This window comes from Mesorhizobium sp. M7A.F.Ca.CA.002.09.1.1, assembly GCF_003998555.1.
GTDB lineage: Bacteria > Pseudomonadota > Alphaproteobacteria > Rhizobiales > Rhizobiaceae > Mesorhizobium > Mesorhizobium ciceri.
In genome coordinates, this window is the sequence record NZ_RZRR01000497.1 from 1 (window position 1) to 4,143 (window position 4,143).

Annotated in this window: 4 protein-coding genes; 2 read left to right on the forward strand and 2 right to left on the reverse strand. The window is 61.3% G+C overall.

Going from position 1 to position 4,143, the window contains the following annotated elements:
• Both EN994_RS20505 and EN994_RS20510 read left to right on the forward strand, forming a co-directional pair.
• On the forward strand, window positions 1-2,010 hold a 2,010-nt coding region (locus tag EN994_RS20505; protein WP_127307765.1), incomplete at its 5' end, for an EAL domain-containing protein.
• Window positions 2,011-2,086: 76 nt separating this feature from the next.
• Window positions 2,087-2,827 (forward strand): polysaccharide deacetylase family protein, encoded by a 741-nt coding sequence (locus EN994_RS20510; RefSeq protein WP_081714379.1) that lies wholly within the window; start codon window positions 2,087-2,089, stop codon window positions 2,825-2,827.
• A gap of 71 nt (window positions 2,828-2,898) precedes the next feature.
• Here EN994_RS20510 and EN994_RS20515 read toward each other — a convergent pair whose 3' ends face one another.
• Both EN994_RS20515 and EN994_RS20520 read right to left on the reverse strand, forming a co-directional pair.
• Window positions 2,899-3,636: a DUF6817 domain-containing protein gene (locus EN994_RS20515; protein WP_063167733.1), complete on the reverse strand. Its 738-nt coding sequence runs from the start codon at window positions 3,634-3,636 to the stop codon at window positions 2,899-2,901.
• Window positions 3,637-3,826: 190 nt separating this feature from the next.
• On the reverse strand, window positions 3,827-4,143 hold a 317-nt coding region (locus tag EN994_RS20520; RefSeq protein ID WP_127307766.1), incomplete at its 5' end, for a MarR family transcriptional regulator.

A 4,143-nucleotide genomic window follows, 5' to 3' on the forward strand; every position in this document is an offset into this window, starting at 1 on the left:
GGCTATTGGCTGGCCCTGCTGATCATTGCGGCCATGGTGATCGCCTCCTTCATCCTGCTGCAGCAGATGATGGCCACCCAACAGCACAATCACACCTTGCTCGACATCGTCAGCACACAAAAGACGCTGTCGCAGCGCATCGTCTTCCTTGCCAGTGCAACGGGTGCCGGTTCACGCGACAAGCAACCGGCGCTGGTCAGCGCGCTCAAGCAGGCAACGGCGGAGTTCGAGACCAACTACGACCTGCTGCTCGATCAGACAGGAGCCGATCCGCAATCGCCGGCCAAGCTCGACCCGAAGTCGATCGAAAGCGTCCTCTTCGCCAAGCCCTTCCACCTCGACTATTTCTCCGTCGGGCTGATCGCCAATGGCGACCGCCTGATCTCGGCCTATGAATCGCAATTCAACGGCAATGGCGGCTACAAGGGCGGCGGCGAACGCGTCAATCTCGACGCCTCAGTCGCCAATGCGACCTTGTCGGGTTATGCCGCGCTCGGCCAGCGCATCACTGCCGACGCCGACGACCGCTCCGAGAAGCTGCTCGCTCTCCATCGCACGCTGTTCTACGCCACAATCGGCGTCATCATACTGGTGGCGCTCTTCATCTTCAGGCCGATGTCGAACGCCATCCTGCGCAAGACGCATGAACTGATCGACGCGCGCAATTCCATGGCCTTCATCGCGGTTCATGACGGCCTCACCGGCCTGCACAACCGCACGTTCCTGACCGATCATTTCGACACGCTGATCAAGGGCACGCACCGGCGTCGCGAACGCCTTGCCGTCGTCCAGCTCGATCTCGATCGGTTCAAGCAGATCAACGATACGCTCGGCCACGCCGCCGGCGACTATGTGCTGGTCGTCACGGCACAGCGCATGCGCGATTCCTGCCGGGCGTCGGATCTGTGCGTGCGCCTGGGCGGCGACGAGTTCGTCATGATCCTCGGCGGCGCCGGCGGCACCGAAGACATCAACATGCTGGCGCGGCGCATCTTGGCGCACATCAACGAGCCGATCGTCTTCCAGGGCACGACCATTCTCCCAGGCGCCAGCGCCGGCATCGCGGTCTATCCGATCGACGCCGACAATGCTGGGGATTTGCTGGTCCATGCCGACCTGGCGCTTTATTCCGCCAAGAAGCTTGGCGGTGGCAACTTCTCCTTCTTCTCCGAGGAACTGCGCCGCGAACTCGATTATCGCAAGCAGCTCGAGCACGACATCAAGGTCGCCATCGCGGAGCGGGCGTTCCAGGTCTATTTCCAGCCGCAGGTCTCGCTGACCAACGGCACGATCAGCGGCATAGAGGCGCTGGTGCGCTGGAACCATGCGGAGCGCGGCATGATCCCGCCCGGCGAATTCATCCCGGTCGCCGAGAAATGCGGCTTCATGCCCGAGATCGGCCGAATCGTCATCACCAAGGCGATCAACGAGGCGGCCGAATGGAATCGCGCCGGCATTGCCTTCGGACGGCTTGCCGTCAATGTTTCCGGCACCGAGCTGCGCGAGCACGATTTCGATGCGTTCTTGTTCGAGACGCTGGAAAAGGCTGGGCTGCCGCCGCAAAAACTGTCGCTGGAAATCGTCGAATCCGTCATCCTCGACGACGAAAAGACAGGCATCGCCGCCAAGCTGCGCCACATCAGGGCAGCCGGCGTCCATCTCGAACTCGATGATTTCGGCACCGGCTATGCTTCGCTCAGCCATGTCAACCCGAACGAGATCGACCGGCTGAAGATCGATCGCCGCTTCGTTCAGAACATCCATGAGAATGGCGACAACTCGAAGATCGTGCGCGCCATCACCGAGCTGGCGCGTGGCCTCGGCATCTCGATCGTCGCGGAGGGTGCCGAAACCGAGGCCGAGCTCGATTCGCTGATGGCGATCGGCTGTGACCAGGTGCAGGGCTACTCCATCGCCTTCCCGATGCCGCACGACAAGGCGCTGGAATGGCTGACCGCTCGCATGCCGAAGAAGGCCAAGCTGACGGTGCTGCAAGGAAGCCTGGCATAGGTACGGCCGGGCTGCCTTGACAACCGCGTGTGAAGATGGCCGCCTTGTCGTGATCGCAACAGGGATATCGGGGCTGATGACACCGTTTCGGTTTGCCCTTGCGGCACTGCTGATCTTTGCGGCCCCCGCCCAGGGCGCCGATCGCACCATCTATCTTACCTTCGACGATGGGCCGCTGAACGGCACAAGCAACATCCTCGACGTGCTGGAGGCCGAGCAGGTTCCTGCAACCCTATTCATGGTCGGCATGCACGCACAGGCGAGCGCTGCCAACAGAGCGCTCGTCCAGCGCGCCAAGCAGCTTCCTCTGGTGACGCTCGGCAACCACAGCTACAGCCATGCCTACAATCACTACCGGCATTTCTACGGCGACACCGAGGGTGTCGTCGCCGACATGGTACGGGCAAACGCGGTGCTCGGCTTGAAGCCCGTGGTGCATGCAAGGCTGCCGGGGCGCGACGTGTTCAGGCTGCCCTCCATGTCGAAGAACGACACTTCGCTTGGCCTCGCCCAGGAGGGGCATGAAGAGCCCGACTACGAATTTGTCGCGGCCTCAGGCTTCTATCTCTACGGCTGGGACCATGAATGGGTGCACAAGGACAACGGCGAGCCGGTGCAGAGCGTCGACCATCTGGTCAGCGAGATCGATCATCTGTTCGGCTATGGCCGCTTCGTCAAGCCCGGCAAGCTGATCCTGCTGATGCATGACGAGATGTTTCAGGACGGCTTCGACGGCAAGACGAAGCTGACCAATTTGATCGCCGCGCTGAAGCTGCGCCGTTACGCCTTTGGGGCAATCCAGGGCTACGACGACTGAACCGGTGAGGACGGCGAGTTCTTCAGCGGATGTGCATCGGTACCCGATGCTGTCGCATGGCCGGCAAGGCGTCAAAGCACCTCGATCGACTCCCCGCGCAGCTTGTGCCGACGCAATTTGATGTATGTGCGCAAATTAGGCGTCATCTGAAAGCCCACCAGCTTCGTCTCCTGGAGGGGAGCAGCCCACGCCATCGTCTCGTAGCGGGCGCCGTAACCTTCGATGGTGGCGGCAAGATTTTCGCGGCCCAGATTCCTGGCCAGAGTGGCGCAGGCAGCAACCCTCGAACGAATCGACTGGCCGTATTTGGGCGCAAACGCCAGTCCGCCGTCCGCCAGGTCATCGACCTCATGGGCAAGCGCCAGGAACAGAATGTCCTCGTCGCCGGTCGGCACACCTTTGTCCACAATGCGCTCGGGATCTCCCGTGTCGAATTTCAGTCCGACCACGCGAGCGACAAGACCCTCGACGCGAGGACCAATTTTTTGCTCCAGCCACTTGCGATGAGCATCGGTTCGCCTGCTGGATTTGCCGTCCGGATACTGGCCTCCGTCATAGGCGGCGTGAAACATAGCGGCGAGGACAAGATCGACGCTTTGGTCGAAATGCGCGACCGACGACGCAGCTCCCACCGCATGGCAGATGAAAGGCCGTCCCGTCTTGCGATAACGGCCGTTGAACATCGCGCAACACACACGATACGCCTTCTGCACCCTGGCGATATCGGCAAGCGGATATCCAGCCTCGTATAGCTGGATGTAAAGCGCCGTGTTGGTCTGGCGCGGAACGAACAGATCTTCTTTGGTCAACTTGTCCCCCCGAACGTTGTTAGGTTTTCCGGCGACTTCTCGCTCCCGAAGCCAGCGGCTTCGGTATTCTTGCACAGATTTTACAGAAGAGTTGAGCCTGACCTCTTCCCACCAGGATCAGCCGGACAATGGAACGTTACAAATGTGATGAGGGAAGTCCAGTCCAAGGAAATTCTTGGTCCGCAGGGTTCTATCCCCCGACATTGCCCCGCAACACAGCCAGCACCTGCGCGAACTCCGCCAGACGCTCGTCGGTCAATCCCACTCGCAGCCGCTTGTCGAAGACGAGCGCGGCCTTGCGCAGTGTCTCGAACATCGCTTCTCCGGCCTCGGTCAATTCGACCAGATGAACCCGGCGGTTGACGGGGTCGCGGCGGCGCATCAGCAGGCCCTGCGCCTCCATGGCGTTGAGATGATGGGTCAGCGTCGCGCCCTGGATACCGATCATGCCGGCAAGCTCGCGCTGGTTGGCAAGGTTGCTCGACTTGACCGATAGCAGCGTGAGCC